We start from the raw sequence: 26417 nt of genomic DNA, 5'->3' as shown, positions 1-26417 counted from the left end.
CTTGTTGTTGATCTAGCTCAAATTTTGAATGTCATTTATTAAATTTATTTCACTCGAATTTTAGGCATAAAAAAAGGCCATGTTGCCATGACCTTTTTATTTTATTTCTAACTTTTTTCTAACGCAGGGTTTACTGCAAGACAGATATATCTGCGATTGCAAAGAAGCTATTTCTAATTTGATTGAGTAAGGTTAAACGGTTTATTTTAACTGCTTCATCATCGCTCATCACCATGACACCATCAAAGAAGGTATCTATAGGAGCTTTAAGCTGAGCTAATTCAGAAAGAGCGGCTTGGTAATTCTTATCAGCCATTAACGGCGCAACTTTCAAGCTTATATCTCGATAGATATCAGCTAAATCACGTTCCGCTTGCTCTGTTGCTAAATCAGTATTAAACGACTGGTAAAGTTCACCATCGAATTTAGCCAATATATTTCCAACACGCTTATTAGCAGCAGCAAGTGTTGCAGCCTCAGGTAACTCACCAAAGAAAGTTACTGCTTTAATGCGCTTTTCAAAGTCAAGTGGTGCACTCGGCTTCTTAGCCAATACCGCTTGGATAACATCAACGCTAATACCTTGTTCTTGATAAAAAGCACGGAAACGACCCATAATAAATTCAAGTACATCAGTGGCGGTATTTTCGTTTACTAATTTATCGCCAAATAATTCAATACTTTTATTAATCAAAGTGGATAGGTCTAAATCGAGCTGTTTTTCAATGATTATACGAATACTACCAATGGCAGCTCTTCGTAAAGCAAATGGGTCTTTATCACCCTTAGGGGCTTGATTAATACCAAAGATACCCACTAAGCTATCAATTTTGTCACTAATAGCTACTGCACAACCAATATTAGCTTCTGGTAAAGAATCACCGGCAAAACGTGGACGATATTGATCTTCCAATGCTTGTGCAATGTTTTCATTTTCACCATCATGTAATGCGTAATACTTACCCATAGTGCCTTGCACTTGTGGGAATTCTAATACCATATCTGACATTAAATCAGTTTTACTAAGTAAACCTGCACGATAAGCATCTTGTGCATTCTCGTTTAATTGTTCAGCGATGAATTGAGATAATGAAGCAATTCGCTCAGACTTAGCCTTCAATGTACCTAGCTGCTTTTGAAATAACACTGACTCAAGACTTTTTAATCTTGATTCTAAACTCTGTTTTTTATCCGTTTTAAAGAAAAACTCAGCATCGGCTAAACGAGGACGAATGACTTTTTCATTACCAAAAATAATCGTATTCGGATCTTTAGATTCTATATTAGTAACAAAGATAAACTTATTAACTAATTGACCATTTTTATCTGTGACCGGGAAATACTTTTGATGATCTTTCATCGAGTATATTAACGGCTCTGCTGGCACATTTAGGAAATCTTCATCAAAAGTCCCAACTAAAGTCACTGGCCACTCAACTAATGCCGTTACTTCGTTAAGTAACTCTTCATCAATTAAGGCAACAGCGTCAATATCATTAGCAACTTGTTTTATTTGAGCAACAATTTTGTTTTGTCTCTCATTAAAGTCTACTTCTACGTAAGCTTTTGCTAATTCGGCTTGGTAATCATTAGCATGATTAATAGTCACTAAACCTTCATGATGAAAACGATGCCCTTGTACTTGATTACTTGAGCTAACCCCAAGGGCCTCTCCTGCAATAATATCACTACCAAAAAGCATGGTTAACGTTTGTACTGGGCGAATAAATTGAGTTCGTTCAGCCCCCCAACGCATAGGTTTAGCAATTGGCAGTTTATTTAATGCCGTCGTTACCATAGCTGGTACCAGTTCAACAATGGCTTTACCTGGTACAGTGGCACGATGAAGCAACCATTCACCCTTGTCGGTAACTAAACGCTCGGCTTGTTCAACCTCTATGCCATTCGATCGAGCCCAACCTTGTGCAGCTTTGCTAGCATTACCAGCATCATCAAATGCTACATTCACAGCTGGACCGCGTTTATCTACTGTTTTATCAGCTTGTTTTTCAACTAAATCAAAAACTTGAACAGCAAATCGACGAGGTGTAGCAAACCATTTAATATCGCTATACGATAAGTTATGACTATCAAGTTGGCCCTTGATATTGTCATAAAAAGCAGTCGCTAATGTTTTTAATGATTTAGGTGGTAACTCTTCTGTACCAAGCTCAATAAGGAGTGTTTCAGTAGTCATTATTTATCTCCTTTAGCTAAAGTTTCATTATTCTTGCACATTGGGAAACCAAGCTCTTCACGTTTCTGGTAATAAGCTTCTGCAACAGCTTTAGATAAAGTACGTACACGTAAAATATAACGTTGGCGTTCAGTTACCGATATAGCATGACGAGCATCAAGTAAGTTAAAGGCGTGTGATGCTTTCATTACTTGCTCATAAGCTGGTAAAGGTAAATTAGCTTCAATCAGTTTTTGGCTATCTTTTTCACATTGATCAAATTGCTTAAATAATGCATCCACATCCGCATATTCAAAATTATATGTAGACTGCTCTACTTCATTTTGATGGAAAATATCTCGGTAATAAACAGTGCCTAAAGGACCATCAGTCCATACTAGATCATAGATGCTATCTACATTTTGGATATACATGGCTAAGCGCTCTAACCCGTAAGTTATTTCACCCGTAACCGGCGTACACTCTAAACCGCCTACTTGTTGGAAGTAGGTAAATTGTGATATTTCCATACCATTTAACCAAATCTCCCAACCTAAGCCCCAAGCACCTAATGTTGGTGACTCCCAGTTATCTTCTACAAAACGTATATCATGAACAAGCGGGTCTACACCTAACTCTTTTAAAGAATTAAGGTAAAGCTCTTGAATATTCTTAGGTGAAGGCTTCAACATCACTTGAAATTGATAATAATGCTGTAAGCGATTTGGGTTATCACCATAACGACCATCCGTAGGACGACGGCAAGGTTGTACATAAGCACTGCTAATAGGCTCAGGGCCAATAGAGCGTAAAAAAGTCATCGGGTGGAATGTGCCTGCCCCAACTTCCATATCAAGAGGTTGTACGATTGCACAACCTTGACGTGACCAATAATCTTGCAATTGCAAAATTAAGCCTTGAAAAGTATTACTATTATAAGTTGTCATGGTGTTCAAATTCACTTTTGTATTGTTTAACTGAGCAAAGAATATTTTCTGAAAATACTTAGGGACTCTTTACCATCTTATTCGGTTTATTAATTATAACCATTTTTAGAGTACTTATTCTACAAAAATGCCCGGATATGAAGACCGGGCATTTTATTTAACAATTAATAAGTACTATATATCAAGGTTTGAAACTTTTAAGGCATTATCTTCAATAAACTTTCTACGTGGTTCAACATGATCACCCATTAGAGTAGTGAATAGTTGATCCGCTGCGATAGCATCTTCAATAGTTACTTGTAACATACGTCGCGTTTCAGGATCCATAGTCGTTTCCCAAAGCTGCTCAGGGTTCATTTCACCTAACCCTTTGTAACGTTGTATATATTGACCACGTTTCGATTCTGCCATTAACCACTCTAACGCATCTTCAAAGTTAGCTGCTGGGTTAACTTTATCACCACGTTTAACGTAAGCACCTTCTTCCATCAAGTCATTGATTGAGGTATTTAATGCCATAATCGATGCAAATTCTTTTGATTGGATAAACTCATAACTACAATGATATTCTTTATCGATACCGTGTTTTCTTACGATAAAGTTAGGAAAATAAATGTTACGTTCTTGATTATACTTCACTTCAATTTTATAGATTGAACCATTACCATCTTGATTTTCAAGCTGAGTAATTAAATTCTTTGCCCAAGCATTAACTTTAGCTTCATCAGCAAAATCATCAGCAGTGATAGTACTGCTATAAACCATTTTCTCAAGAATATCCGCTGGAATCTGTCTAGATAGGCGTTTAATGATATCCATAGTATTACGGAATTGATTTACTAATTGCTCTAAAGCAGCACCTGTTATTGCAGGAGCATCTTCATTCACATGAATAGAGGCATTATCAAGTGCAAGTGTTGTTAAGTATTCAGTTAAACCATCATCATCTTTAATGTAGCGCTCTTGCTTACCTTTCTTTACTTTGTAAAGTGGTGGCTGTGCGATAAAGATATGTCCACGTTCCATAATTTCTGGCATTTGACGATAGAAGAAAGTCAGTAATAAGGTACGGATATGAGACCCATCGACATCGGCATCGGTCATGATAATGATGCTGTGGTAACGAAGCTTTTCCGGATTATATTCATCACGACCTATACCACAACCTAGTGCAGTAATCAGCGTGCCAACTTCCTGAGAAGATATCATCTTATCAAATCGAGCTTTCTCAACGTTAAGAATTTTACCTTTTAACGGTAGGATAGCTTGGTTTTTACGATTACGCCCCTGCTTGGCTGAACCACCAGCAGAGTCCCCTTCCACAATATATATTTCAGATAATGCAGGATCTTTTTCCTGACAATCTGCTAACTTACCAGGTAAACCAGCAATATCTAATACACCTTTACGGCGAGTCATTTCACGAGCTTTACGAGCAGCTTCACGTGCTCGAGCAGCATCAACAATTTTCATGATGATAGTACGTGCTATCGATGGATTCTCTAATAGGTATTCACCTAGTTTTTCACCCATAGCTTGTTCAACTGCAGTTTTTACTTCAGACGAAACAAGTTTATCTTTTGTTTGTGAAGAGAACTTAGGATCAGGAACTTTCACAGATATAACAGCAGTTAATCCCTCACGAGCATCATCACCAGTAGCACTAGTTTCAGTAGCGCCACCTTTCTTCGTCTTATTTAAACCTTCTTTGGTCATATAAGAGTTCAGGGTTCTTGTTAGTGCTGTTCTAAAACCACTTAAATGAGTTCCACCATCACGCTGTGGAATATTATTAGTGAAACAGTAAATATTCTCTTGGAAGCCATCATTCCATTGCATTGCTACTTCAACCGCAATGCCATCTTCACGTTCTAAATCGAAATAGAATATTTCTTCATTTACAGGAGTCTTATTGGTATTTAAATAATCAACAAATGCTTGAATACCACCATCGTAATGGAAGTGGTCTTCTTTACCTTCTTCGCGTTCATCAATTAATCGAATTGATACGCCAGAGTTCAAGAATGATAATTCACGAATTCGTTTTACTAATATTTCATAATGAAATAAAACATCAGTAAAAGTATTAGTACTTGGCCAAAAGCGCACTTCAGTACCTGTTTTATCGCTTACACCAACTTCAGCTAGTGGAGCTTCAGCTACACCAATATGATAAAACTGTTCAAACAATTTGCCATCGCGGCGAATGTTCAACTTAAGTTTTTCACTTAACGCATTTACTACAGAAATACCAACACCGTGTAAACCGCCTGATACTTTATAACCAGAGTCTTCACCACCAAACTTACCACCGGCATGTAGAACCGTCATAATAACTTCAGCAGCAGATATACCCTCTTCAGGATGAATTTCAGTAGGTATTCCACGGCCATCATCTTGCACTGACACTGAGCCATCTAAATGGATAGTCACTATAATATCAGTACAGTGTCCCGCTAATGCTTCATCGATTGAGTTATCTAAAACCTCAAAAACCATATGATGTAAACCAGTGCCATCATCCGTGTCACCTATATACATACCAGGTCTTTTTCGTACTGCATCAAGTCCTTTTAGTACCTTAATACTGGACGAGCTATATTCATTTTCTACTGTCATAGTTTTAGCCTACTCAATCTTAACTGAATTATTCACAGGTAATATACCACCATGTTTCACGTGAAACATATGATATTTTGTTTTCTTACTACTCTCTTTATCAGCAACTGAAACGTCACCAATAAAAGGTTGTAATACACCTTCTTCTATTGCCGTGATAATAACTTGGCAATCCAAAATACTTAGCGCTTGTGATAAGGATTCCCTAGAATTAATATCTAATTCTGCCCCTATATCATCAATAAGTAAAATTGGTTTTACTCGATTAACTCTTGCAATTAATTTAGCCTGTGCAAATGTTAATGCCAGTAAAAACAACTTTTGTTGTCCCCTTGAAAGCTGGCTCTCTAATGCCTGCTTTGCAATGAGAAATTTTACATCAAATTTATGTGCGCCATAAATACTATAACCAAAAGCTTGTTCTCTCTCATGGCTATCGTTCAGCGAATCCATTAAATTCTTTTTTTGTGGCCAACCCTGTAAATATTGTACAGTTACCTTATCAGCAATATTTGGTAACAAAATTTCTAACCAATAAGGTAATTCTGAAATTAAGTTAGTAATATATTGAGATCTTACTTCAGCAACCTGCTCTGATAGTTGACAAAATAAACCAGTCCAATAATCAAAGGTAGCTTTATCTAAGTTATGTCGTATACAAGCATTACGCTGTTTTAAGACTCTGTTAAATTCACGCCATTGTTTAGATGAATCATGTTTCACGTGAAACATACCTAACTCTATAAAACGTCGACGCTCTTTAGGTCCTCCAAAAAACAATTTAAAACTTTCAGGAGTGACAATTTGCACAGCAATATTTTTTGCCAATTCAGATAAACGAGCATGACGCTCACCATTAATTTTAATGAGCGTAACGCCGGTCTGTAAATTTTTACTTAAACCAAGTTGTAAATCGTTAACATCTTTAATACTGACAACAAAATTATCGGTTTCGTAACAAGCAAGATGCTCTACTTTACTCGTTCGAAATGACTTACCGTGACCCAGAAAAAAAAGAGCTTCAAGTAAACTACTTTTTCCACTGCCATTATTGCCAATAAAAAAATTAAGCTTGGGATGTAAATCAATAGCAACAGATGATAAATTTCTAAAGTTATACGTAGTAAGCCTAGCAACACTCATCGGTAAAAAAAACACCTATTCACTGTAATATAAATCTATAAACGCATAGGCATAACAACATAAAGCGCTTCGCCATTGCTACTGCCCTCAATGACTACACTACTGTTTGCATCAGCTAAGGTAAATTTAACATTTTCATCTTTGATAGCACTTAGCACATCAAGAACATAGCTAACGTTAAAGCCAATTTCTAATTCGCCATAAGGAAAGTTAATTTCAATTTCTTCCTCAGCTTGTTCTTGCTCTGGGTTATTGGCCGTAATTTTTAAATTAGTATCTGAGAAATTTAAACGTACACCTTTAAATTTCTCATTAGATAAAATTGAGGCACGTGATAAAACCTGACGAAGTGCATCTTTGTTAGTTTCAAAAACTTTATCGCCGTTTCTCGGTAATACTCTTCTGTAATCAGGAAATCGACCATCGACCAATTTACTGGTAAAAGAAAACTCACTATCAATAATGCGAATGTGATTAGAGCCTAAAAACACCTGTACTGCTTCATCAACAGGAGCAAGTAGACGAATTATTTCAAGTATACCTTTACGGGGAACAATAACTTGTCTAGCTGGTAATGCTAAAGTTTCATTTGATATTTTACAAATAGCAAGACGATGACCATCTGTAGCGACTGAACGAATTTCATTTCCTTCACTTTCGATAGACATGCCGTTTAAATAATAACGAACATCTTGGTTGGCCATCGAAAAATGAGTGCTTTCTATTAAACGTAAAAATTCAGATTTTAAAAGTTGAAACTCAACATCCCCTTTCCATTCTTCAATATTTGGAAAGTCGACAGCTGGTAACGTAGAGAGTGAATATTTACTACGACCTGAAGATAACTTGATAGTTTCATCTATCACTTCAAAAGAAATTAAAGAACTCTCTGGTAGACTTTTACATATGTCCAATAATTTACGAGCCGGAATAGTGATCTTTCCATCGTCACCTTGATTCTGAATTTCAGCATAAGCAACCATTTCGAGCTCTAAATCCGTGGCTGTCAAAGTAAGTGACTGACCACTAACCTCAAAAAGTATATTACTTAAAATTGGCAACGTACTTTTACGTTCTACTGCGCCAGAAACCAATAATAATGGTTTAAGTAATAATTCCCTATTCAGTGAAAACTTCATTTTGGTACCTGCTTAAGTGCTGTTTTTATTTTTAATTATTAAGATGAAAGTGTTCTGATTAAATTTGAATAATCTTCTTTAATATCATGCGTCTCTTCACGTAATGATTTAACTTTACGGCAAGCATGTAAAACTGTTGTATGATCTCGACCACCAAATGCATCACCAATTTCAGGCAAGCTATGATTGGTTAACTCTTTAGATAATGCCATGGCAATTTGGCGAGGTCGAGCAACAGAACGATTTCGTCGTTTTGATAACAAGTCTGCTATTTTAATTTTATAATATTCGGCAACCGTTCGTTGAATATTATCTATAGTAACGAGTTTATCTTGTAAGGCGAGTAAATCTCGTAATGCTTCACGGACAAAATCAATAGTAATAGCACGACCAGTAAAATTGGCATTAGCGATAACACGGTTTAAAGCCCCTTCCAATTCACGAACATTAGAGCGAAGACGTTTAGCAATAAAAAAGGCAACTTCATCAGCCAAATTAATCTGACTTTCTTGTGCTTTGCGCTTTAATATAGCAACCCGCGTTTCAAGTTCTGGCGGTTCTATTGCTAAAGTTAAGCCCCAACCAAATCGAGATTTTAATCTATCATCTACACCATTAATTTCTTTTGGATAGCGATCACTGGTTAATATAACCTGTTGATTCCCTTCAAGTAATGCATTGAACGTATGGAAAAATTCTTCTTGCGTTCGCTCTTTACCAGCAAAAAATTGAATATCATCGATAAGTAGTGCATCAACACTACGATAGTATTGTTTGAATTTTTCCATCGCATTATTTTGTAATGCTCTAACCATATCTTGCACAAATCGCTCTGAATGCATATAAGCGATTTTTGCATTGGGTTTGTTGAGCAAAATACCATTACCAACAGCATGTAATAAATGCGTTTTACCTAAACCAGTACCACCATAAATAAATAATGGGTTGTAAGCAGTGCCCGGATTATCTGCAACTTGTGAAGCAGCAGCTCGAGCAAGTTGATTAGATTTACCCTCAACGAAATTTTCGAAAGTGTAATTTAAACGTACATTGGTTTTCTTTGGAATATTACTTTCTGGCTCAGCAACTTTAGGCGCTGAAGTGGCTTTGGCAAATAATGATTCGTTGCCACCCGTATTTCTAGAAACGGGGCTATTGGTAACAGAATTATCAATAGTCGGTTTACTACCCACATCAAAGCGAAGTAATAATGGATTATTTGATTCGTTAATAGTAAGAAGTTCATTTATACGATTTACATATTTGTCTCTAACCCAATCTAAAACAAAGCGATTAGGAGCATAAAGCGTCATAACATTATCATTTATAACGCATTGTAAGGGTCGGATCCACATACTAAATTGCTGAGCAGGCAATTCTTCTTGTAGAACAGATAGGCATCTTTGCCAAGGGGAATGATCCAACCAAAACTCCAGTAGTAACTAGGTTATTATTTTTCTGAAGGCTATTATCTATTGAGTTATCCACAAGTGCAATATTGACTTTTAACTATTATAATTGTTTTTTAATAACACAAAGTTAACCCATTGTTAACCTTATATAAAAAGAAAGAATATCAACAAAAAAAAGTATACTATTTATAAGTGAATTTTACTTTAAACCAGCATTTAACTGAATTAGTTATTAAGATAATAAAACACAAATGTGGTAAAACTGTGAATATCATTCGTAATACCAATGAAGATCACGATGATCCTTGATAAAAAAGTAAGGATCATCGTGAAAATAGCTAACATAAATGATTGACAATTATCCTAGTAAGCTTTAATATTCGGCCTCATTTTTTAGACATGTGTGCTCAATAGGCTGTTTTGCCAGGGCAACAACAACCGACGGATTAGCGTAATGAAAAGAACATTTCAACCTAGCGTATTAAAGCGTAAGCGTAACCACGGATTCCGTGCTCGTATGGCAACTAAAAACGGACGTGCTGTTATAGCTCGTCGTCGTGCGAAAGGCCGTGCACGTCTTAGCGCATAGTATCAAATCTTGTTTACAATATTTGATATAAGGTAGCCTGACTATGGCTACTTACAAATTTAATCGGGAGTCACGTTTGTTGACTCCCGGTCATTTTCAAGCGGTTTTTTCTAAACCTATCCGCTTTGGCTCTCGCCACTTTACTTTATTAGTAACACCAAAACCTCATACTCTCGTCTCTGATAAACATAATTCTGTTGCAAAAAACCGTTTAGGCTTAGCTATTGCTAAAAAACGAGTAAAACTTGCTGTGCAACGTAATCGCGTTAAAAGACAAGTCAGAGAAAGTTTCCGCTTAAATCAAGATAATTTACCTGCTATCGATATAGTCGTCATGGTAAAATCTGGCATTGATCAACTTGATAACAAGACGATTAATCAAGAATTAGAGAAAATATGGCGAAAAATAATTCAACGCCACAAAAACTAGTAATAACCGGCATAAAAGGCTATCAACGCTTTATCAGTCCGTTACTAGGCTCTAATTGTAGATTCACTCCAAGCTGTTCTGCCTATGCAACTGAAGCTATCAATCGCTTTGGTGTAATAAAAGGTGGTTGGTTAGCAAGCAAACGTATTTTAAGGTGTCATCCGCTCAATGATGGCGGCGAAGATCCGGTTCCACCAATAAAAAAGAGTAAATAGCCTATCTAGACTAAAAGATAGTAGGTTATCAAGCTAACCTATATTAATATGCCACGCACTTATCAAATTTAAATTATGCACGGGAAAATAATCCCCTGCCAACAAAGAAGAGAAGTTAATTTTATGGAATCCCAACGCAGTCTACTTTTTATTGCGCTTATGGTTGTTACCTACTTACTGTTTAGTCAATGGCAGCAACAAAATGCCGTAGTTCCTGAGCAAACAAGTATTAGCCAAAACCAGTCAGTTGAAAATGCCGACGCAGACTTCGTGCCTGAATCTTCAGATGCCCAAGTAAGCTCGATAAAATCAACCAATACTTCTGCCAAATTAATTACAGTGACCACAGATACATTAATTTTAAAAATTAATAGTCAAGGTGGTGATATTGTTGAAGCTAAATTACGAAAATTTGATACTGAGCAAGGTAACGATATCCCTTTTACTATTTTACAAAATGGTAATCAAAAATATATTGCTCAAAGTGGTTTAACAGGCGCTAACGGTATTGACCGTACAATCAAAGGCCGTCCTATATATACTAGTGCGAAAAGCAGCTATGAATTAGTAAATGACAACTTAATTGTCGATTTAGTTTTTCATGATGTTAGTGGCATGTCAGTTACTAAACGATTTACTTTTAATAAAAATAGCTACAGTGTTAATGTTGATTACTTAATTGACAACAACACGGCTAACAGCGTTTCTGTACAAATGTATGGTCAACTTAAACAATCTACCGTAGTAGAAACTGGTGGTGGCATGTTACCTACCTACCGCGGTGCTGCTTACTCAACAACAGAAGAACGTTACGAAAAATACGATTTTGATGATATTGAAGAAGCAAACTTAAATGCAGTAACTGCAGGCGGCTGGATTGCAATGCTTGAACATTACTTTGTTTCAGCTTGGGTACCAAACGCAAAAGACAGTAACCAACTTTATACAACGTATAGTAATAACTTTGAAGCAGTTATTGGTTTTAAAGCTCCAGCTGTAATCATTGACGCTGGTAAGCAAGGTTCTACTTCAGCAATATTTTATGCTGGCCCTAAAGACCAAGAAGTATTAGAGAAAATAGCACCAAACTTAGACTTAACCATAGATTACGGTTTCTTATGGATGATCAGTCAACCGTTATTCTGGTTACTACTAACGATCCAAAGTTTTGTTACTAACTGGGGTGTAGCTATTATTATCATCACCTTAATCGTTAAAGGTGGTATGTACCCATTAACTAAAGCGCAATATACCTCAATGGCTAAAATGCGTGATTTAGCACCAAAAATGGCACAACTAAAAGAACGTTTTGGTGATGACAGACAAAAAATGTCACAAGCCACAATGGAAATGTATCGTAAAGAAAAGGTCAACCCAGCAGGCGGTTGTTTACCACTAATACTACAAATGCCAATTTTCTTAGCACTTTACTGGGTATTCTTAGAAAGTGTTGAATTACGCCATGCACCTTTTGTTTTCTGGATTCAAGATTTATCAGCAATGGACCCATTCTTCGTATTACCAGTACTTATGGGTATCAGTATGTATGTAATGCAAAAAATGCAACCGATGACGATTCAAGATCCAATGCAACAAAAAATCATGCAATATATGCCCGTAGTATTCTCAATATTTATGGCTTGGTTCCCATCTGGTTTAGTACTTTACTGGTTAGTAAGTAACTTAATTTCAATTACACAAATGAAAATAATATTTGCTGGTATTGCTAAGAAAAAAGCAGAAAAAGCAGCATAATTTTTGTAAAGAACTAAGTTAGAAAAATAAATTGAAAGGCGATTACTGATAACACAGTAATCGCCTTTTCTATTATTGGGCATTTAATCTTGAAATAAAGTAAAATAATCATCAACCACTATTTGAATTAATTACCTCGCTATGACATCAATTTCTCAAACAACGACAATCGCCGCACAAGCAACCGCACCCGGACGTGGTGGCGTCGGTATAATTAGAGTATCAGGCCCAGAAGCTAAAAATGTTGCTCAAGCTATTTTAGGTAAGCTACCTGAAGTAAGGAAAGCTGAATATTTACCCTTTTTAGATTGCACATCAACTGATAAAACACAGGTATTAGACCAGGGAATAGCACTCTATTTCAAAGCGCCTAATTCATTTACCGGTGAAGATGTTATCGAATTTCAAGGCCATGGTGGTCCCGTAATTTTGGATATGCTACTCAAAGTAATCCTTGCGCAGCCCAAAGTTATCATGGCCAAACCTGGTGAGTTCAGTGAACAGGCCTTTTTGAATGACAAACTCGATTTAACCCAAGCAGAAGCAATTGCCGATTTAATTAACTCAAGTTCAGAACAAGCAGCTCGCTCTGCCCTGCACTCTTTACAAGGTGATTTCTCTAAACTTGTCAATGAAATGGTAGAAAGTATTATTCACCTACGCATGTATGTTGAAGCTGCGATTGATTTTCCTGAAGAAGAAATTGACTTTCTTGCTGATAAAAAAATTGTTACTGATTTAAAAGCTATTATCAGCCGAGTAGAAGACGTTCGTAAGCAAGCCCAGCAAGGTAGTATTATTCGTGAAGGAATGCGTGTAGTGATTGCTGGTCGTCCTAATGCTGGCAAATCTAGCTTACTCAATGCATTAAGTGGTAAACAAACAGCCATAGTTACCGATATCGCTGGCACTACTCGTGATGTACTAGCCGAACAAATTCATATTGATGGCATGCCGTTACACATTATTGATACCGCTGGATTACGAGATAGTGATGATGTTGTTGAGAAAATAGGCATTGAGCGTGCTTGGCAAGAGATCAATCAAGCCGATCGCGTTTTATTAATGGTTGATGCCAGTGAAGATCACAGTATTTTAGAAGACGAACAAGACATTAAAGATTTCTATCCCGAGTTTTTTGCCAAACTTCCAGAAAAAATTGGCCTTACATTAATTAGAAATAAAGCCGATGTTAATGATGCTAAAACGGGGTTCACTGAGTTTACAGATACCGATGGTACACAGCATGCCATTATTACTTTGTCAGCTAAAACAGGCAAAGGCGTTGATAGCTTAAAAGAACACTTAAAAACAATAATGGGCTACCAAGGTGGCACTGAAGGTGGCTTTATGGCGAGAAGACGTCATTTAGTGGCCTTAGAGAATACGCATCAGCATTTACTTACAGGATTAGATCAACTTGAATCTTATGTCGCTGGTGAAATATTGGCAGAAGAGCTGCGTATTTGTCAGCAAGAATTAGATCAAATCACCGGGGAATTCACCAGTGATGACTTGTTAGGTAAAATTTTTAGCTCTTTTTGTATTGGAAAATAGTTCCTGATAAATATTTTCCGATGAATAATAAAACGTGACTTCCTCGTTACGATTTATAAAAAGGGCTAGTGTTTATTTACAATACTAGCCCTTTTTATATTTATTGAAATAAACAATTATATTCGTAACTAACACCATTTTATGAGTTTCTTATTTGAGTCTACTTAGCAATAAGTCTGCTTTATTAACCTTTTATCTACCCGCTAAACTATCAATATACTCCCTCAAATTTGCTTTATTTAACTAAAATAACAAACTATTTGTTTATCCATACTTAGCTTAAGTAATACAATAACAATGTACTTATTATCATTGTAAATAACCCCATTTTATTAAAAAGAGACCCCTATGAGCTCAGTTCAAATCATTGTTGGTAGCATGCTTGGTGGCACAGAATATGTTGCAGAAGCCTGTGAAGAAACCCTAAATAAACTTGATCATACTGTTGATATACACCTTAAACCGGATCTTAAAACCGTCATCAACAACACTTTTCACTCGAATAATGAACAAAATAACGACAGTGATCTAGCCCAAAATCCTATTTGGATCATTTGTACCTCCACACATGGTGCTGGTGACTACCCTGACAACATCAAACAATTTGTTAGTGATCTAAGTAATTGTGATCAAGATCTATCCACGGTTACTTTTTTAACCATTGGGATCGGAGATTCTAGCTATGATACTTTTTGCAAAGCAGCAATAGATTTATCAAACCTATTAATATCAATTGGTTGTAAGGAAATAGTACAAATTAAAACCTTAGATATGTCAGAAGATATCGATCCAGAAGAGCTTGCTCAGCAGTGGATCAGTACAAATAAAGATCTGCTTTCGATCTAAGGTGATCACTTACCCATAAGTTATCAACAGATTACGATCTATATTTTTACCATTGTGGATAAAACAGTTAATAACCAGTTAATTTACTATTATTATTCAGTTGATTAAAAACATTTTAAATCGCCCTGTGTATAACTTGCCGTTTTGATCAAAGGTTATTTGCTGATTGATCAAAGGTTGATCACAACGTTATCATTGTCTTTAGTTATTAATAAATAAAAGAAAAAAGTGCTTATCCACAGAAAACAACGATCCTAATAAGTAATAATAATAAGATCTTTATAAAGATCTCTTTTTATATATTAAGGATCAGCCCCGATCTTTTTTACCAATTTGATCGTATCCCTGAAGAGAAAAAAGCGGTAAAATACGTTCCCTTATTTTTGAGTCTTGTAAATTTTGCAATTCACTTTAAATAAAAACTTTAACTAATTTTAACCAAGCAGGATTGTTATTTTATGTGGTATCAAGAGTCTTATGACGTAATTGTTGTTGGTGGTGGTCATGCGGGAACCGAGGCCTCACTTGCTGCTGCGCGTATGGGCTGCAAAACTTTGTTGTTAACCCATAACATTGACACGCTAGGCCAAATGTCTTGTAACCCTGCCATTGGCGGTATCGGCAAAGGTCATTTGGTTAAAGAAATTGACGCACTGGGTGGTTTGATGGCAACAGCCATTGATCATAGTGCCATTCAATTTAGAACATTAAATTCGAGCAAAGGACCTGCAGTGAGGGCAACTCGTGCTCAAGCAGATCGCATTTTATATCGTAACTATGTTCGTAATACGTTGGAAAACCAAGAAAATTTAACTATTTTCCAACAGCCCTGTGATGACTTGATCCTTGAAAACGATCGTGTTGTCGGTGTATCGACACAAATGGGCCTTAAATTTAAAGGTAAAAGCGTAGTACTTACGGTAGGTACTTTTCTTTCAGGGCTTATTCACATTGGCTTGAATAACTACCAAGGTGGAAGAGCAGGTGATCCTGCCAGTGTAAATCTAGCAGCAAAAATGCGAGATATGCCGTTTAGAATGGATCGTTTAAAAACGGGTACTCCACCTAGGTTAGACGCAAGATCATTAGATTTTTCTGTTATGGAAGAGCAAGCAGGTGATACACCTAGTCCAGTATTTTCTTTCATGGGATCACAGGCGGATCATCCAGAACAAATATCTTGTTTTATCACACATACCAACGAGCAAACCCATCAACACATTCGAGATGGTTTAGATCGATCTCCAATGTATACTGGCGTAATTGAAGGTGTGGGTCCAAGATATTGTCCGTCTATTGAAGACAAAATCACCCGTTTTGCAGATAAAAGTTCACATCAAATATTTGTTGAACCTGAAGGTTTGACTACTCATGAAGTGTATCCAAACGGTATTTCAACCAGTTTACCTTTTGATGTACAAATGAATTTAGTACGTTCAATCAAAGGCTTTGAAAACGCTTTTATTACTCGTCCTGGTTATGCCATTGAATATGACTATTTCGATCCTCGTGACTTAAAACAAAGTTTAGAAAGTAAATTCGTTCAAAATTTATATTTTGCCGGACAAATTAATGGCACCACAGGTTATGAAGAAGCTGGTGCTCAAGGACTCATCGCTGGAGCTAATGCTGCAAACAGAGTTAAAGAGCGTGATGAGTTCACTCTTGGTAGAGATCAAGCTTACATGGGCGTGTTAATTGATGATTTAGCAACGCTAGGTACGAAAGAACCTTATCGTATGTTTACTTCTCGCGCTGAATACCGTTTATTGCTTCGTGAAGACAACGCTGATATTCGTTTAACAGAGCAAGGTCGTAAAATTGGTTTAGTTGGTGATGCTCGCTGGCAGCGATTTAATGAGAAGATGGAAAACGTTGAACTTGAACGTCAGCGCTTACGATCTACTTGGGTACAAAAGGATCATACAAAAATAGATCAAATCAATGCCTTGCTGAAAACACCAATGAGCAAAGAAGCGAGTTTAGAAGACTTAATTCGTCGTCCAGAAGTAAACTATACCGATCTAATGAAGATCGAAGGTTTGGGGCCAGCGATAGAAGATAGTCAAGCTTCTGAGCAAATTGAAATTCAAACTAAATATGCAGGTTACATCGACAGACAGTTAGATGAAATAGCCAAGAAAAAACGTAATGAAGATACTAAAATCCCGAGAGATTTTGATTATCAACAAATTTCAGGCCTATCTAACGAAGTTGTAGCCAAGTTAAAAGATGCTTGTCCAGAAACTATTGGTAAAGCTTCACGAATTTCTGGTATTACTCCGGCGGCAATTTCGTTATTATTAGTCTACTTAAAAAAACACGGTCTTTTACGCAAATTAGCGTAAAAGCAATAGGTAGGGGCGAGCCGCTGATTAATGTTCAACTTAACGTTAATTAGTCAGGCTTGTCTAAATAAAAATGACTTTATCACAGCAATTATCGACACTGATTAGTAAAACGCAGCTTGTCGTATCTCAAGAACAAATCGATTTACTTATTCAATACGTTGAGTTACTCAATAAATGGAATAAAGCATATAACCTAACTTCTGTTCGTGATCCTAGTGAAATGCTAGTTAAACATATTATGGATAGTTTAATGGTGGGTGAAGTGCTTATAGGTAAGAACTTTATTGATGTTGGAACGGGTCCTGGTTTACCTGGCATACCATTAGCTATTTTGTATCCAGAAAGAAATTTTGTTTTACTAGACAGTCTAGGTAAACGTATTACTTTTCTTAGACAAGTGGTTTTTCAATTAAAGCTTAGCAATGTGACACCAGTGAAAGCAAGGGTTGAAGAGTATCAAGGTGAGGAACCTTTTGATGGGGTATTAAGTCGTGCCTTTTCTTCTCTGAATGATATGGTAAGCTGGTGTAAGCACTTAATTACCACTGAGCAAGGACGATTTTTTGCACTCAAAGGGCAATATCCTCAGGATGAGATCTCACAATTACCTGAAAATATTACTTTAGTAGATAGTCATGAAATTATCGTGCCTGACTTGGTTGGTGAACGCCATGTAATAGTACTGAAGAAGTTGCACTAGAAATAATACCAAGTCCATTAAGTTATTGGCCACTCAGCGAGAAATAAAAGGCTTAGAGGCAAGGCATTAATTGATGATAATGGTTATTCCCTTATCAAAATTAATAACGCAGCATATATGCCTTTTAAACTCGCCCTTTGGGAGCTTATTAGCAAACTAATAACTGCATAAAATTAATAAAAGATAGACTAACTATGTTTAACCAATTTTTATTGTTATAAGCTCGCTAATATAGCTCTGAGTTGATAATAAATTTAATGTAATTGGTATAACATAACATTAGAGGTGCTTGTGGGAAAAATAATAGCAGTTGCAAATCAAAAAGGTGGTGTGGGTAAAACTACTACCGCGGTTAATTTGGCTGCCTCGCTGGCGGCGACGAAACGCAAAGTTTTATTAATCGATTTAGATCCTCAAGGCAATGCCACTATGGCTAGTGGCGTTGATAAATACCAAGTTCACGCGACTTGTTATGAATTATTAGTTGAAGAGCAAAGTGTTGAGGACGTTGTTATTAAAGAAACGTCAGGTCTTTATCACTTAATTTCTGCCAATGCTGATGTTACAGCAGCTGAAATAAAGCTAATGGAAGTATATGCTCGTGAACAGCGTTTAAAAAACGCATTAGCGCCAGTAAAAGATTCTTATGACTTCATCATCATAGATTGTCCACCATCATTGAATATGCTTACCGTTAACGCTATGACGGCAGCAGACTCTGTTCTTGTGCCAATGCAATGTGAATACTATGCATTAGAAGGCCTAACGGCGCTGATGGACACCATTACTAAGTTAACGTCAGTGGTGAATGATAAATTACATATTGAAGGCATTCTTCGTACTATGTATGATCCTCGAAATCGTTTAGCTAATGATGTATCTGAACAATTAAAGCGGCATTTTGGTGATAAAGTTTATCGCAGTGTAATTCCTCGTAATGTTCGTTTAGCTGAAGCGCCAAGTTTTGGTACACCAGCCATGTATTACGATAAATCTTCAACGGGCGCCAAAGCTTATTTAGCGCTAGCGGGTGAAGTATTACGTAAAAATGATTATGCTAAAAAATCTCCGCAAGCTAAGGCAAGTGTTGCCAGCTAGCACAAAGGAAAATTATGAGTACAGCAAAACGTAAAGGCGCTAGTCGCTTAGGTCGTGGTCTTGATGCCTTATTATCACCTGCGATACCAGCAGGTGAGAGCCAAACAGAAACTACTGAAGCAAGCAATAGCGTAAAAGCGACAGATAATGAACTGATTAAACTACCTATTTCCAAGTTAGTACCGGGTAAATATCAGCCACGTCGTGAAATGTCTGATGCAGGTCTTGAAGAGTTGTCATTATCTATTCAATCACAAGGTATTATTCAACCGATTGTTGTGCGTTTAGTTGGCGACGATCAATATGAGATCATCGCGGGTGAACGTCGATGGCGTGCGGCTAAATTAGCACAGCTTGATATTATCCCTTGTTTAGTTAAAAACGTACCGGATGAATCAGCAGTCGCGATTGCACTCATTGAGAATATTCAACGTGAAGATCTTAATGCAATGGAAGAAGCGGTTGCATTAGAACGCTTATTAGTGGAATTTGATTTAACCCATGAAGAAGTAGCCATTGCCGTTGGAAAATCGCGTACAACAGTGAGTAATTTATTACGTTTAAATAAATTAAATGATGAAGTAAAAACCTTATTAGAAAATGGTGATATTGAAATGGGTCATGCCCGAGCTCTATTAGCCTTAGAAGGTGAAGTACAAACTTCTGCAGCGCAAACTGTTGCGACTAAAGAATTAACCGTACGAGAAACTGAAAGTTTAATTAAAAAGATTCAAAATCCTGTAGCTGAAAAAGAAAAAGTTGAAAAAGCTATAGAGACTATAGAGTTGGAACAAGGTTTAGCAGAAAAGTTTGGTGCGAAAGTGTCAATTAGCCACAACCAAAAAGGTAAAGGCAAGTTGGTTATTTCTTATACCAACCTTGACAAATTAGATGAGATTTTAACAAAAATAAGATAATTTAACTTTGTGAACCTTATCGCTATAAAAACCAGCCTAGTGCTGGTTTTTTTGTTTAAAAAATGTAAGAAATACCTAATATTGCTCTGTCCCTTTAATTAACTTGGTATAGTTATACCAAGTTAATTAAAGCTACAAATAATCTTAAGGATTAGTTTATGTTGAAGTTACTTTTATCCGTACTCTTTTCACTTGTTGTCTATTTACCGAGTTATTCATGTTTCGCCGATGATGATGCTGCCACTTTATTAAAAAAAATGGATGAGTTATTTCGCTCTAAAAGCTCCATTGCAATGATGAAAATGCAAATTATCACGCCTAATTGGCAACGTACCCTGGAAATGCAAAGCTGGACCATAGGTATGGACGATACTTTTATTCGGGTATTGTCACCAAGGAAAGATCGTGGTGTGGCGACCTTAAAAAAAGATAAAGAGATGTGGAATTTTTTTCCTAAAATTAATAAGGTTATTAAAGTTCCACCATCAATGATGATGGGATCTTGGATGGGATCCGATTTTACTAATGATGACTTGGTCCGTGAAGTTTCATTGGTTGAAGAATACCAAGTGTCTAAACGTATTGAAGGTGAAAACTATCGTTTAACCTTAGTTCCCAAAAAAGATACCGTGACGGTTTGGGGCAAAATTGAATTTATTGTTAATCAAAAAACACTATTGCCATTGGAGCAAAGTTATTACAACGAAAAAGGTGCAAAGGTGCGCACTATGGTCTTTAGTAATATAAAGGATTTTTCTGGTAAAAAAATGCCAGCGGTTATGACGATGATCCCATTAAATAAAACAGGACATAAAACGGTTATTGAATATGTTGAAGCCGAATTTGATATTGATTTGGGGGATAATGTTTTCACGTTACGCAATTTACAAACGCGTTTTTAATCGCTTTATTTCATTTCATTTTATAACGATAAATGTAAATACCTATGCTGATAGTAAAACTTGCCTTTAGGAACATATTACGTAATCGACGCCGTTCATTATTAACATTATTGAGCATGGGTGGCGGCTTTTTTTTACTTTGCCTAACTCTCTCTATGTCAGAGGGAAGTTATAGCAACATTATTAATATATTTACCCAAGATCACACAGGGCATGTGCAAATTCATAAAGAAAACTACCTAGAGCGCCCTTCTCTATACAAAACGATCAATCATGCTGATGAGATCATTACTCTATTAGAGCAAAAAACACTGGTATTAGGTGTTGCGCCACGAATTTATAGTCCTTCATTAGCTTACGGCAAGAATAAAACTTTTCCAGCTCAGGTTATTGGTATTGATCCCGAGCGAGAAGCTAAAACCACAGGGTTAGAAAATAAAGTTAACGAGGGATATTATTTAACAAGACCGTTGGCCAATAAAATAAGTAAGGATGCTTATTTTCCCGCCATGATCGGCTTTAGCCTAGCTAAAAACTTACAGCTTACAGTTGGTGACGAACTGGTACTCATTTCTCAAGGTATTGATGGCTCTATCGCCAATGATATTTTTAATGTCGTTGCTATTGTGGGTGATACTAGCTCATATGAACGTATGAATGTTTATATTAGCTTAACAGCCATGCGAGAGTTTTTATCAATGGCAGGTGATACCAGTAAAGTTCATGAATTAGCGTTAATTTTATCGAGTCAAAGCCAAGCAAGGGAATTCGCTGCTAAAACTCAATCAGCGCTTAAAGATGAGAGCTTAAGTGTAGAACCATGGCAAGTGGTTGAATCCTCTTTTTATAAGAGTATGCAAGCGGATAAAAAAGGCAGTTATGTCTCTATGGGCATTATTATATTTATCGTCTCAATAGGCGTATTAAATACCATCTTAATGGGCACTATGGAGCGAACCCGCGAGTTTGGCGTTTTGAAGGCTATTGGAACTCGGCCTTTAGCGGTTTTTACCTTAATAATGTTAGAGTCTTTTGTACTGGCTATTATCGGTTGTTTACTTGGATTGCTACTCGCGCTACCTGTTTGTTTTTGGCTGGCAGGTGTTGGTATTTCTATGCCAGAGCCAATAGATATGGGTGGGATTATATTTGATACCATGCTAGGTGAAGTAAGCTGGTTTGTGGTGTTATTACCCTCAATTGTTGTCATTAGCAGTACGTTAATCGTTAGTTTTATTCCTGCGATTCGGGCAGCTAAAATATCACCGTTAAAAGCATTACAGGCGGTTTAAAGATCATTATGGCAACACGAACACCTAATTCATCCAATGCTTCTAAACTCGATAACAACGGCTCATCAGCTACTGTCAATGAATCCAACTCGACTCAACATAACAGCAGTCAAAATGCGATAATTGCACGTTTAGCCAAGCGCAGTATTTTTAGAAATACTCGTAGAACACTATTAACCGTACTTCTTATTTCATGCAGCCTGGCGGCTATTTTATTTACCGATGCTTTTGTAAGAGGCATGGTAGAAACCATGGTAAAAATCAGTACACAAACCTTCTTAGGAGAAGGACAAATTCATCGGGTGGGTTTTCGTGAGGCAAACGATATAGATTTATACATTGAAGATACTACAACTCTTTATCAGCAACTCCATGCCACCACAGCCATTCAAGCATTTGCCCCAAGGGTATTAACAGGCGCGATGACCTCCTCTTCTGAAAATGTTGCCTCAGCAATTGTTTATGGCGTAGATGCAATACAAGAAGCACAAGTGAGCAAGTTAAAATTAGCGGTAACTCAAGGGGATTATTTATCAGGTATTGATGGTGAAATCATCATAGGAGAACAACTTGCTGATTTATTAGAAATTAGTTTAGGTGACCGGGTAGTTATTACTGTTTCAGAAGCTAATGGTGGCGATTTATCTCAAGCACTGTTTCGTGTTTCAGGCTTATTTAGTTTTAATGAAAGAAGCATGGATATAGGTATGGCTTTTATTAACTTGTCACAAGGACAGAAATTGTTAAACATTGCTGGCGTGCATGAAGTTGCTCTTCGTTTACAACACTTACATCAAGCTGAAGATAGTACCCTACCCTTTTGGAAAACACTTAATAATGACCAGATAGAAACGTTAAGTTGGAAAGAATTAGTGCCTCAATTAAGTAGTATGCTGGCGATGACCAAGTACTCGACACTGATTGTTTCAATCATCATGTATGTACTGGTTTGCTTAGGGTTAATAAACACTATGTTTATGTCTATTTTTGAGCGACAAACAGAGTTTGGTATTTTACTGGCTATAGGAACACGGTCTAAGCAGCTCTTTTATCAAATAATGCTGGAAGGTTTTTTCATCGGTTTGTTAAGCGTAACTGTTGGTTTATTAATGGCTTTTCTCTTGTGCTACTGGGGTTCTATTGTAGGTATAGATTACTCTGAATTAGAAATGTCAGGTATGACTTTAAATGAACCCATCTATTTAATACTCGACGCCAGCAGTTTTGCCATTATGGGAGTCGCGACGTTAGCAGTTACCCTTATTGCGAGTGTATACCCTGCTTTTCATGCGGCGCGTTTACAACCTTCTTTTGCCATGCGAAAAACCCTCTAATTGGTTAGTTGAGAGTTAATAGTTAATTCAAGAATAAGAAATTACTGAGTGAAAAGGAAATTATTAAAATGACAACTCAAGTGGATATTGCTGGCGTCAATAATAAAGCGACGGTTAGCCAAAATACTGTCATTAAAACGACTCATTTGTGTAGAGAATTTGGTCAAGGTGATACGTTAGTTAAAGCGCTGACTGATGCCAATATCACCATAGAACGAGGTGAATTTACCGCGATAATAGGCCCTTCTGGCTCAGGTAAATCAACTTTATTGCAATTAATTGGTGGTTTGGATAATCCAAGTTCAGGTGATGTGTTTTTAGATAATAAAAATATTAATCGTATGACAGGCACCGAGTTGTCAGATTTCAGACGTGATCATATTGGCTTTATTTTTCAAGCCTATAACTTGATACCTGTGTTAAGCGCCCGAGAAAACATTGAGTATATTATGTTACTGCAAGGCGTACCTACAGCAGAGCGAAACAAACGCGTAGATAAGCTAATGCATGCGGTAGGTTTAGAAGGTTTGGGAGATCGTCGCCCTGCTGAATTATCAGGGGGGCAACAGCAACGCGTAGCCGTAGCAAGGGCTATGGTATCAAAGCCTAGTATTATTTTAGCGGATGAACCGACAGCTAATCTAGACTCGAAAACAGGTGCTGATTTGCTTGATATGATGAAAGAATTAAATGAAAAGCAAAATATGACCTTTGTATTTTCAACGCATGATCCAAAGATAATGGAACGAGCCAAACGTATTATTCGTTTGGTTGATGGCTGCATTGTTGATGATGAGCGCAGAAATTAATGCATGAATTAGTGCAAAGATTAAGCTTGCCCGTTAAGTTTTTTTTAGTATTAACGCTACTTGGCGCTACTGTCTCGCCTATGAGCAGCTTTGCGGATAGTTTTTCATTTAGTGGTTATATGAAAAGTTATGCACTCGCACAAGACAGCATATCTATTCAAAGCGATGCCATTGATCAAAGTACTATTGAAAATATCACTACTGAAAGCAACACAATTGAAAATAATAGTGTTCAAAATCAAGCTCAAAGCATTGCCGGTAACTTTCAATCACAAAACGCACTACGTTTAATGGCGTCTTATTTGTCCTCAAGCAAAGGTAATATTGAAATAGATTACGAAATACAGCCACTGTATTTCTCAAATAGTACAATGGCTGAATACTATACCAAGGGAAACCTAGGCGTTATTGGTGGTACAGTTTCTTCGGCGAGTAATCAATATCGTTATAAAGATTTTGATGCCGTTTTGAGTGATTTTGGTAGTCATGGCGTGGTTTTGCAAAACCTTGACCGATTTAATTATCAATACAGTAATTACTACGGCGATTTAACGATTGGTCGACAAGTATTATCATTTGGTTCTGCTCGCTTCACCAATCCAACCGATATATTTATCCCTTTTGCTATTCAAACTCTTAACCAAGAGTATCGTGTTGGTATTGATGCTATTCGATATAAAGCTGATGTCGGTGATTTTGCTGTGATAGATATGGGGTTGGTTATCGGTGAGGATGGTAAAAAACAAAACAGTGCCGCTTTTTTACGCGGTAAAAACTCTATTCAAGGTAATGATATAGAAGCTATCGCTATCATACTTGATGATGCCTGGTTACTGGGTGGTGGCATTGAGCGTTCAATAGGTGATTTTGGTTTTTGGTTTGAGGCCGCTTATATGGACTGGCGCCAAAATAACTATGTTGAAGGTAATGCTTCTGAAAATAATACTGACGGAAATAATTCATTAGAAAACATCACCGTAGACAACTATGCAACAAACACCTTACCTTTGGCTGGCGCCTACACTGATAACTATTGGCGTTCTTCAATTGGCTCAGACTATGCGTTAAATGAAGATGTAATTATTATGATCGAGTATCACTATAATGGTGCGGGCAGTAATAATGTTGAGAATTACACCAAACTCGCGACACAAGCGCCCTACCAGAAAGCTGGTGTGTATTTATATGGTGAACACTACCTTATCCCCGCATTAACTTGGTTAGCCTCTCCTTTGGTGTCTGTTAGCGCCAGTGCTTTTTATAATATCAGCGATAGCTCAGTGTTCTTAACTGTCAGTAGTGAAACCAGTTGGAGTGATAATTTATACTCTGACTTTGGACTGTATATAAGTCATGGGGATACCTTGCAATATAATGCGAGTGGCGCCAATGGCGATTATGCTTTTGGCTCAGAATTCGGGGCTTACCCTTTGAGTGTTTACGCCAGTCTTAGGTATTATTTCTAGCTCTACCGCTTTAATAAAAGCTACGACCTAGCATTATTATTAAGTGGCTCTGGGTTTTGATTTACCTAATTAATTGACGTAGAGTGTTATTAGTTATTACTTTCAAGGATGAAAATATGCAAGAACTACCACCATTAGATCTAGTTAAAACGTGGCTTGAAGTTGTTCAACAGCTCGATTTTCCCATTACCATTCGTGAAAAACGCGGTAAATTACTTACTTATTATTTTGGTTCAATTAAACAAGCTCAAAGGTATGTAGAGGATAACGATGATTACTGTCAGCGAGCCTCTTAATTAACTCAGTTAAGTATATTGCAAAGCGCTGAAACATGGTCTTCGTAAGTTAACAAATTTAGTCTATATCCAACTCTCGAATAAATTTATCAATATACTTAACAAAAAAAATTAAGTACTGGTATTCGTTCGAGGCTTTTTATAGAATGCCATTTCTTATTTTCCACCCGTAGCTCAGCTGGATAGAGCGATGCCCTCCGGAGGCATAGGTCACAGGTTCGACTCCTGTCGGGTGGACCATTTAGAGCAATTTTATTATCTAGATTACATAACTTAACGTTAGTAATTATATTGCGAAAGTTAAATGTTATAGCTGTTGTTTTTAAAATTTAGTTCGCTATTGATATGTGCGTTTTCGTAAATATTTAAACCCGACACCAATCGGGTTTTTTTATGTCTTAAAATAGCTATAAAAAACACATAA

General features: G+C 36.9%; 22 protein-coding genes and 1 tRNA gene. 17 read left to right on the top strand and 6 right to left on the bottom strand.

Features of this window, described 5'->3' with window-relative positions; all coding sequences use genetic code 11:
• Positions 1-130: 130 nt before the first annotated feature.
• The 6 genes from glyS to dnaA form a co-directional block, all read right to left on the bottom strand.
• The gene (gene glyS / locus CXF79_RS23185; RefSeq protein WP_101158194.1) at positions 131-2197 is read right to left on the bottom strand and encodes a glycine--tRNA ligase subunit beta; all 2067 of its coding nucleotides are present in this window, start codon (positions 2195-2197) and stop codon (positions 131-133) included.
• The gene (glyQ, locus tag CXF79_RS23180; protein ID WP_041736508.1) at positions 2197-3123 is read right to left on the bottom strand and encodes a glycine--tRNA ligase subunit alpha; all 927 of its coding nucleotides are present in this window, start codon (positions 3121-3123) and stop codon (positions 2197-2199) included. The genes glyS and glyQ overlap by 1 nt, the downstream gene beginning before the upstream one ends.
• 174 nt (positions 3124-3297) lie before the next feature.
• Positions 3298-5742 carry a DNA topoisomerase (ATP-hydrolyzing) subunit B gene (gene gyrB / locus CXF79_RS23175; protein ID WP_101158192.1) on the bottom strand — a complete coding sequence of 815 codons (2445 nt, stop codon included), beginning with the start codon at positions 5740-5742 and terminating at the stop codon, positions 3298-3300.
• A gap of 9 nt (positions 5743-5751) precedes the next feature.
• Positions 5752-6885, bottom strand: coding sequence for a DNA replication/repair protein RecF (gene recF / locus CXF79_RS23170; protein WP_101158190.1), 1134 nt, complete (start codon positions 6883-6885; stop codon positions 5752-5754).
• 35 nt (positions 6886-6920) lie between these two features.
• A complete protein-coding gene (gene dnaN, locus CXF79_RS23165) occupies positions 6921-8024 on the bottom strand; it encodes a DNA polymerase III subunit beta (protein ID WP_011040892.1) in 1104 nt (367 codons plus the stop codon).
• A 38-nt stretch (positions 8025-8062) separates the two neighbouring features.
• Positions 8063-9448 carry a chromosomal replication initiator protein DnaA gene (gene dnaA, locus CXF79_RS23160; RefSeq protein ID WP_011040891.1) on the bottom strand — a complete coding sequence of 462 codons (1386 nt, stop codon included), beginning with the start codon at positions 9446-9448 and terminating at the stop codon, positions 8063-8065.
• A gap of 442 nt (positions 9449-9890) precedes the next feature.
• Between dnaA and rpmH the strand changes: the two genes are divergently transcribed.
• The 17 genes from rpmH to CXF79_RS23075 all read left to right on the top strand — a co-directional run bounded on the left by rpmH (position 9891) and on the right by CXF79_RS23075 (position 26233).
• The gene (rpmH, locus tag CXF79_RS23155; protein ID WP_011045771.1) at positions 9891-10025 is read left to right on the top strand and encodes a 50S ribosomal protein L34; all 135 of its coding nucleotides are present in this window, start codon (positions 9891-9893) and stop codon (positions 10023-10025) included.
• 43 nt (positions 10026-10068) lie between these two features.
• On the top strand, positions 10069-10455 hold the full coding sequence (rnpA, locus tag CXF79_RS23150; protein WP_101158188.1) for a ribonuclease P protein component: 387 nt from the start codon (positions 10069-10071) through the stop codon (positions 10453-10455).
• Positions 10422-10670 (top strand): membrane protein insertion efficiency factor YidD, encoded by a 249-nt coding sequence (gene yidD / locus CXF79_RS23145; protein WP_011045769.1) that lies wholly within the window; start codon positions 10422-10424, stop codon positions 10668-10670. Before rnpA ends, yidD begins: the two co-directional genes overlap by 34 nt.
• A gap of 123 nt (positions 10671-10793) precedes the next feature.
• Entirely contained in the window at positions 10794-12425 is a 1632-nt protein-coding gene (gene yidC, locus CXF79_RS23140) for a membrane protein insertase YidC (protein WP_101158186.1), read from the top strand.
• Positions 12426-12566: 141 nt separating this feature from the next.
• The gene (gene mnmE / locus CXF79_RS23135; RefSeq protein WP_101158184.1) at positions 12567-13982 is read left to right on the top strand and encodes a tRNA uridine-5-carboxymethylaminomethyl(34) synthesis GTPase MnmE; all 1416 of its coding nucleotides are present in this window, start codon (positions 12567-12569) and stop codon (positions 13980-13982) included.
• Between the two features lie 348 nt (positions 13983-14330).
• A complete protein-coding gene (locus CXF79_RS23130; protein ID WP_101158182.1) occupies positions 14331-14828 on the top strand; it encodes a flavodoxin domain-containing protein in 498 nt (165 codons plus the stop codon).
• Positions 14829-15286: 458 nt separating this feature from the next.
• Positions 15287-17176, top strand: a complete 1890-nt coding sequence (mnmG, locus tag CXF79_RS23125) for a tRNA uridine-5-carboxymethylaminomethyl(34) synthesis enzyme MnmG (protein WP_101158180.1) — start codon at positions 15287-15289, stop codon at positions 17174-17176.
• Between the two features lie 73 nt (positions 17177-17249).
• Positions 17250-17879, top strand: a complete 630-nt coding sequence (rsmG, locus tag CXF79_RS23120) for a 16S rRNA (guanine(527)-N(7))-methyltransferase RsmG (RefSeq protein WP_011045764.1) — start codon at positions 17250-17252, stop codon at positions 17877-17879.
• Between the two features lie 291 nt (positions 17880-18170).
• Positions 18171-18977, top strand: coding sequence for a ParA family protein (locus tag CXF79_RS23115; protein WP_101158178.1), 807 nt, complete (start codon positions 18171-18173; stop codon positions 18975-18977).
• Between the two features lie 14 nt (positions 18978-18991).
• Complete coding sequence (locus CXF79_RS23110) at positions 18992-19894, top strand: ParB/RepB/Spo0J family partition protein (protein ID WP_011045762.1); 903 nt, start codon at positions 18992-18994, stop codon at positions 19892-19894.
• Positions 19895-20052: 158 nt separating this feature from the next.
• The gene (locus tag CXF79_RS23105) at positions 20053-20796 is read left to right on the top strand and encodes an outer membrane lipoprotein-sorting protein (RefSeq protein WP_101158176.1); all 744 of its coding nucleotides are present in this window, start codon (positions 20053-20055) and stop codon (positions 20794-20796) included.
• A gap of 44 nt (positions 20797-20840) precedes the next feature.
• Positions 20841-22088 (top strand): ABC transporter permease, encoded by a 1248-nt coding sequence (locus CXF79_RS23100; RefSeq protein WP_101158174.1) that lies wholly within the window; start codon positions 20841-20843, stop codon positions 22086-22088.
• A gap of 8 nt (positions 22089-22096) precedes the next feature.
• Entirely contained in the window at positions 22097-23422 is a 1326-nt protein-coding gene (locus CXF79_RS23095; protein ID WP_101158172.1) for an ABC transporter permease, read from the top strand.
• A gap of 68 nt (positions 23423-23490) precedes the next feature.
• The gene (locus tag CXF79_RS23090) at positions 23491-24231 is read left to right on the top strand and encodes an ABC transporter ATP-binding protein (protein ID WP_101158170.1); all 741 of its coding nucleotides are present in this window, start codon (positions 23491-23493) and stop codon (positions 24229-24231) included.
• Positions 24232-24257: 26 nt separating this feature from the next.
• Positions 24258-25697 (top strand): hypothetical protein, encoded by a 1440-nt coding sequence (locus CXF79_RS23085; protein ID WP_157825913.1) that lies wholly within the window; start codon positions 24258-24260, stop codon positions 25695-25697.
• 116 nt (positions 25698-25813) lie between these two features.
• Positions 25814-25993, top strand: coding sequence for a hypothetical protein (locus tag CXF79_RS23080; RefSeq protein ID WP_232769295.1), 180 nt, complete (start codon positions 25814-25816; stop codon positions 25991-25993).
• A 163-nt stretch (positions 25994-26156) separates the two neighbouring features.
• A tRNA-Arg gene (locus tag CXF79_RS23075) sits at positions 26157-26233 on the top strand.
• Positions 26234-26417 lie beyond the last annotated feature (184 nt).

Origin of the sequence: Colwellia sp. Bg11-28 (assembly GCF_002836245.1) — a bacterium.
Classification (GTDB): domain Bacteria; phylum Pseudomonadota; class Gammaproteobacteria; order Enterobacterales; family Alteromonadaceae; genus Colwellia; species Colwellia psychrerythraea_A.
This window is presented reverse-complemented; position numbering and strand designations above follow the sequence as displayed.

What these genes read in the sequence shown, in the direction of transcription:
- glyS (WP_101158194.1), bottom strand. Translation starts at nt 2,197, where the DNA reads ATGACTACTGAAACACTCCTTATTGAGCTTGGTACAGAAGAGTTACCA.
- glyQ (WP_041736508.1), bottom strand. Translation starts at nt 3,123, where the DNA reads ATGACAACTTATAATAGTAATACTTTTCAAGGCTTAATTTTGCAATTG.
- gyrB (WP_101158192.1), bottom strand. Translation starts at nt 5,742, where the DNA reads ATGACAGTAGAAAATGAATATAGCTCGTCCAGTATTAAGGTACTAAAA.
- recF (WP_101158190.1), bottom strand. Translation starts at nt 6,885, where the DNA reads ATGAGTGTTGCTAGGCTTACTACGTATAACTTTAGAAATTTATCATCT.
- dnaN (WP_011040892.1), bottom strand. Translation starts at nt 8,024, where the DNA reads ATGAAGTTTTCACTGAATAGGGAATTATTACTTAAACCATTATTATTG.
- rpmH (WP_011045771.1), top strand. Translation starts at nt 9,891, where the DNA reads ATGAAAAGAACATTTCAACCTAGCGTATTAAAGCGTAAGCGTAACCAC.
- rnpA (WP_101158188.1), top strand. Translation starts at nt 10,069, where the DNA reads ATGGCTACTTACAAATTTAATCGGGAGTCACGTTTGTTGACTCCCGGT.
- yidD (WP_011045769.1), top strand. Translation starts at nt 10,422, where the DNA reads ATGGCGAAAAATAATTCAACGCCACAAAAACTAGTAATAACCGGCATA.
- yidC (WP_101158186.1), top strand. Translation starts at nt 10,794, where the DNA reads ATGGAATCCCAACGCAGTCTACTTTTTATTGCGCTTATGGTTGTTACC.
- mnmE (WP_101158184.1), top strand. Translation starts at nt 12,567, where the DNA reads ATGACATCAATTTCTCAAACAACGACAATCGCCGCACAAGCAACCGCA.
- CXF79_RS23130 (WP_101158182.1), top strand. Translation starts at nt 14,331, where the DNA reads ATGAGCTCAGTTCAAATCATTGTTGGTAGCATGCTTGGTGGCACAGAA.
- mnmG (WP_101158180.1), top strand. Translation starts at nt 15,287, where the DNA reads ATGTGGTATCAAGAGTCTTATGACGTAATTGTTGTTGGTGGTGGTCAT.
- rsmG (WP_011045764.1), top strand. Translation starts at nt 17,250, where the DNA reads ATGACTTTATCACAGCAATTATCGACACTGATTAGTAAAACGCAGCTT.
- CXF79_RS23110 (WP_011045762.1), top strand. Translation starts at nt 18,992, where the DNA reads ATGAGTACAGCAAAACGTAAAGGCGCTAGTCGCTTAGGTCGTGGTCTT.
- CXF79_RS23105 (WP_101158176.1), top strand. Translation starts at nt 20,053, where the DNA reads ATGTTGAAGTTACTTTTATCCGTACTCTTTTCACTTGTTGTCTATTTA.
- CXF79_RS23100 (WP_101158174.1), top strand. Translation starts at nt 20,841, where the DNA reads ATGCTGATAGTAAAACTTGCCTTTAGGAACATATTACGTAATCGACGC.
- CXF79_RS23095 (WP_101158172.1), top strand. Translation starts at nt 22,097, where the DNA reads ATGGCAACACGAACACCTAATTCATCCAATGCTTCTAAACTCGATAAC.
- CXF79_RS23090 (WP_101158170.1), top strand. Translation starts at nt 23,491, where the DNA reads ATGACAACTCAAGTGGATATTGCTGGCGTCAATAATAAAGCGACGGTT.
- CXF79_RS23080 (WP_232769295.1), top strand. Translation starts at nt 25,814, where the DNA reads ATGCAAGAACTACCACCATTAGATCTAGTTAAAACGTGGCTTGAAGTT.